Source organism: Actinophytocola sp. (genome assembly GCF_049647105.1).
In the GTDB taxonomy this organism is placed as follows: Bacteria; Actinomycetota; Actinomycetes; order Mycobacteriales; family Pseudonocardiaceae; genus Actinophytocola.
Map to the genome: position 1 here is coordinate 1 of NZ_JBARWZ010000325.1, position 4,675 is coordinate 4,675.

Here is a 4,675-nt window from a genome sequence, read left to right on the forward strand (position 1 = left end):
CGCGCGCCGCCGCCACGGCCTCCTCGGCGGCGAGCGCGCCGAGGCCCGGACCACCGACCACACCACCACGAGGCACGGCGACCCCGCCGCGCGGCTGGCCGCTCACCCCGCCACCGCGTCCCGCGCCGGGCTCGGCGCCGGGACCGGCGACCAGGCCGGTGACCGGAGTGAGTCCCCCCGGCGCGCGGCCGGTGCCGGGGTCCATTGGTGACACCAGCGACGGACCAGGACTCGACGGGGTCGGCGTGAACGAGCCGGGCACCGTGGCGCCCGCGCCAGGGTCTGTCCCCGCCGGTCCGCCGTTCGGCGCGGGGGCGCCACCGGACGGCCCGCCCGTCGCGGGAGCCGACCCGGTCGCGATCGGCCCGCCGGGATCGCGGTCACCGCCGCCCGACGGGCCGCCGCTGTCGTCGACGGAGTCGCGGAAGTCGGCGGAGTCGATGGTCGTCGGGCCCGGGTCAAGGGAGATCCCGGACTGGTCGCCGGTCAACTTGCCGTAGTCGGAAGGAAGGTTCGTGGTGTTGTAGTCGGAGGCGCCGGTGTAACGGTTCATCACGTCCACGTTGTGCTGAGCGGCCGTGTTGTAGTCGTCCACCTGCCGCTCGAAGTCCACGACCGCGGCGGATGAGACCAACATCGCCATCGGGTTCGTCGGCTCCGGCCTTGGCGGCACCGGCATCACCGCGTTCTTCCCGTCGCCGAAGGACCCTGCCTGGCGGTTCGTCAGATCCTGCGCGGTGGTCAGCGACATGCCGGACAGCTCGTGCTCGACGAGCAACGGCCCCACGCCCCGCAGCGCGGCCCCGGACGCGCTGCCCTGCCAGGCCGACTCCATCCGCGCCGCCAGCCGGTGGATCTGTTCGGCCCGCTCCCGGTAGGAGCCGGCGACCTCGTTCACGATCGCCGCGCCACCGACGAGCCCGTCCGGACCCCGACCGTTGTGGAAGTTGTCGTAGATCTCCTGGCCGCTGTATCCCCAGAACATCAGCCGGCGCCCTTCAACGTCGCCAACGCGGCAACCGCCACCTGCCTCGCCCGGTCACACGAGCCCTGCGCGTCCAACCGCCCCTGCTCGGCCGCGTTGAACGCCAAGGTGTCGGAAATGCCGACGGTGATGTTGCAGCTTCCCGAATCACGTAGGTCCGAACCGTCGACGAACACCGCCGGATATCCGTCCACTGTGGTCGGGATGAAGTAGTCGAACTGGTCTCGTCCCCGATAGGTGTCGGACAAGCCATTCTCGTTGCCGGTCAGGAACCCCACACCGATCATGCTGGCCAGTTCGGTGGCAGCGTGCCAGGAGCAGTACGGCCCCGAGTACTCGGCCACCGCTCCCGTTGTCGTGGGAATGCCAGGGCGGCTGACCTCGAACGTGGCGAGTTGCGCCTGGCTGAGTACCGTGCACGGCTCAGTGAAAAACCGAGTCGCGTCCAGCGGATCGGTCACCCGAGGCGCGCCGTCTGTCGGGTCCTCGCTTGGCGTGGTGGTGGTCTCCGGCGGGGCGGATGTGGGCTCCGGGGTTGGAGTCCCGTCCGCCTGCGAGGTACAGGCGGTCCCGGCCAGCAGCATGCTCACTACCAGCCAACTGGTCCGCCGTAGTAGATCAGCCCTCATCGACACCCCGCATCCGTGCGACGTTCGTCTCTTCGTCGGCGGCGTACCGCTCCCGAGCGGCAGTCAACTTCTCGACGTAGGCATCGGCATAGGCGAGCATGGCGTCGTTGTGGGTCCTCGCCTTGTCCAGTGACTCGACCAGCGCCTTGGCCTGTCCCCTGCTCATGTCGTCGTCGGCCGGCGAATAGACCGCCTGTTGTGCCTGCGCGAGTTTCCGTCCATCCACCTGGATGGTGTCGCGGAGCGCGGTCCACTCCGTGATGATTGAGTCAAGTTCCGCCAGGTCGGCGAACACGTAGTCGCCGTCCGCGCCACCACCGCCGCTGCCGGTGATCACGTATCCGGCATTGCCCAGCGCACCCGCCACCGCAACCTCCCCCGCTGCACGCCTGACCCGACTGTCCGTTCCCATGACAACACTCCGCGCACCGAGAGTACGACGGAACGTACGAGGTCGTGACCGTTTCGATGGTACTCACCCGACCGGAGGGCAGGACGAATCTGTCGGTGCGGATGGCTACGGTACGGGCCATGACCCGACAGTGAGGTAGCCGTCGTCGAGGTGGCCTCGGTTGCCGGTGTGGAACCAGCCGTCCTCGTCAAGGGCCGGGGTCGATGCGCCCCAGTTGCCCTGGAACACGGTGGCGCCGCGGACGAGGATCTCCCCGTCCCTGGTGATGCGCACGCGGCAGCCCGGCAGTGGCCTGCCCGCCGTGCCCGTGCGGGTGCCTGCAGGCAGGTTGCACGTGACCGCGCCGGTCGTCTCGGTGCGGGCGTAGCTGTCGAGGACCGTGAGGCCGATGCCGCGCAGGAACCACGCCAGATGCGGCGACAGTGGGCCGCCGGTGACGACGTGGGTGACGCGGCCGCCGAACGGTGCCAGCTGCCTGGGGTGGCGGCCCCTGCGCACGCGGAGTGCGAGCGGCACGCGGCCGGTGTCGAGGGCGCGGCCGTATGCCACCGCCGTGTGTGCCGTGCCGGGGTCGAACCGGTCCAGTGCGGCCGGTTCGGCCAGCAACACCGTGGGGCGGAAGGAAAGCAGCGCGTCGCCGAGATGTGCCGGGTCGGTCGCGTGCGCCGTGAGCGTGCCGCTGTGTACCGCCGCCAGCTGGGTCACCCTGGCGAGGATGTTCGTCAACGGCACCGTGACCAGCAGCTCCGCGTGCCAGTCGAACACCTCCCCCTCGGTCGTGTGCACGGCGGCGGTCAGGTTGCCGTGGCTCAGCCTGGCGCCCCTGGTGCCGCCAGGCGGATAGACGATCGTGGCGAGGGTGCCTGAGGTGAGGGCATTTCTGCGGCGTTCGACCTCCTCGACGGCGGCGGGTTCGTCCAACCCGCCCGCCGAGGTCGACCAGATGTGGCGCACCCCGGCGCCCGCCATCAGCGCGTAGTGCCGGTCGTCCCCGGTGAACGCGGCGACGGCGCCAGAGTCCCGCAGGATCCACGCGGTCTCCGCCGCCTGCGCGGTGGCCGCGATCGGCACGGACACCGCGCCCGCGAGCCAGATCGCGTAGTCCGCGCGCACCCACTCGATGCTCGTGCCCGCCATCAGCGCGACCCGGTCGCCCGGCGCGATCCCGGCGGTGACGAGGCCCGCGGCGAGCGTGGTGGCCTGCTCGGCGAACTCGGCCCACGTGTCCGTGCGCCACGTGCCACCGAGCCACCGCGCGAACGCGGGTGCGTCGGGTGCGCGGACCGCGTTGCGGATCAGGTCGGTGGTCGCGTTGTCCCTCGGCGCCGGCAGGTACCGCGCAGGGGTGCCGTACTCGATGGCCATGCCCCGATCGTCCGCGCATGCACGGCCCACGCGCGACCCGGGTGTCCCAACCCGGGACGAAATGCCCTGGTGACGAGGGAACCTCGGCGCTGCCGCCGACGCGTTTCCGCGCGCACTCTTGGGGATGAGTCCGCCACACCCACGCGGGAGTTCTCTCATGATCACCACCGGCGCGGCAGTCGCGAGCCTGGTCTGAGATGGGGACGTCGTGAACCAGCCGATCGTGGCAGGCGTGTCGTTGTCAGGCGCGCGGCCACCGATGGTGCGATGGGCCGCGGCTGAGGCGGCGAGCCGCGGTGCCGGGCTGCGGCTCGTCACCGCGTACTCAGGTACGGGCCGGGACGCCGTGACGCGCCGGCTCGCCGAGGTGGCCGCGGTGGTCGCGGAGACCTGGCCCGGCCTGGAAGTGCACACGGAGTCCGTCGCGGGCCAACCCGCGGCCGTACTGCGTGATGCCGCTGCGGACGCGGGACTGCTCGTGGTCGGAGCCGACGATGCCAGCCCCTTCACCGAGGCCATCGTCGGTTCGGTACCCGGGGCTCTGCTGACCACGACACCGTGTCCGCTGGTGGTGGCCCCACGACGGGAGTGGACTACGCCAGAGTCCGCCCCCGTCGTGGTGGCCATGGATGGCTTGGAGACCGCCCTGGCCGCGCTCGACTACGCGTTCGCGGCCGCGGCCCGCTCCGGCAGGTCGCTGACCGTGCTCCGCGGTCTGCCCGCCGACCCTGCCGAGTCCGGCATGATCCTTGCCCGGTTCGGCGAGCGGTCCGGCGGAGTCGACGTCACGACCGACCTCAGCCGGGGCGACACCGCGGGCGCCCTCGTGGCGGTCTCCAGGTCGGCGGCACAGCTGGTGCTCGGCTCCCACGGCAGGGGACGGCACGCGCCAGGGCTGTTCGGGTCGGTGAGCCGCACCCTCATCCGAGGCGCGGGCTGCCCGGTCGTGGTGGCCCGCGCCACGGATGAGGAGGTGGGCAGGGGCGCATCGTCCTACGCCCACCGGGCGTCATGAGTCGCGTCGTCGTCCGGTGCCGGGCAGGTAGGTGAGGGTCTCGTCGAGTGAACGCCGCGACGACCGGGAGAACCGTTCGGTGCCCGCCGAACCCAGCCGCAGCACCAGCTGCGGGTGCGCGGCGCCGCGCAGCACCTCGTCGCGGAGCCGGTCGCGGGTGTGCGCGACCTCGAGCGGCTGGGACAGCGGGCACGTGGCGAGGCCGAGGCTGGTGGCGGCGAGCAGCGCGGCGCTCGCGGCCGCACCCGCCCGCAGCCGGGACGCCGCGT

General features: G+C 71.9%; 6 protein-coding genes. 1 reads left to right on the top strand and 5 read right to left on the bottom strand.

The annotated features are described in order from the left end of the window. From WBA97_RS39955 to WBA97_RS39970, 4 genes are all read right to left on the bottom strand, one after another. On the bottom strand, positions 1–985 hold a 985-nt coding region (locus WBA97_RS39955; RefSeq protein ID WP_424236434.1), incomplete at its 3' end, for a hypothetical protein. After that, positions 985–1,614: a DUF3558 domain-containing protein gene (locus tag WBA97_RS39960; RefSeq protein WP_424236435.1), complete on the bottom strand. Its 630-nt coding sequence runs from the start codon at positions 1,612–1,614 to the stop codon at positions 985–987. The genes WBA97_RS39960 and WBA97_RS39955, both read right to left, overlap by 1 nt. Continuing rightward, entirely contained in the window at positions 1,604–1,981 is a 378-nt protein-coding gene (locus tag WBA97_RS39965) for a hypothetical protein (RefSeq protein WP_424236436.1), read from the bottom strand. Before WBA97_RS39965 ends, WBA97_RS39960 begins: the two co-directional genes overlap by 11 nt. A gap of 150 nt (positions 1,982–2,131) precedes the next feature. Beyond that, positions 2,132–3,391, bottom strand: a complete 1,260-nt coding sequence (locus tag WBA97_RS39970; RefSeq protein WP_424236438.1) for an AMP-binding protein — start codon at positions 3,389–3,391, stop codon at positions 2,132–2,134. Positions 3,392–3,599: 208 nt separating this feature from the next. Here WBA97_RS39970 and WBA97_RS39975 point away from each other — a divergent pair, with 208 nt between their 5' ends. After that, entirely contained in the window at positions 3,600–4,406 is an 807-nt protein-coding gene (locus tag WBA97_RS39975) for a universal stress protein (RefSeq protein WP_424236439.1), read from the top strand. On the opposite strand, the gene WBA97_RS39980 is transcribed toward WBA97_RS39975, so the two are convergent. After that, a partial coding sequence (locus WBA97_RS39980; RefSeq protein WP_424236441.1) for a nitroreductase family protein occupies positions 4,401–4,675 on the bottom strand: 275 nt, incomplete at its 5' end. The genes WBA97_RS39975 and WBA97_RS39980 overlap by 6 nt on opposite strands.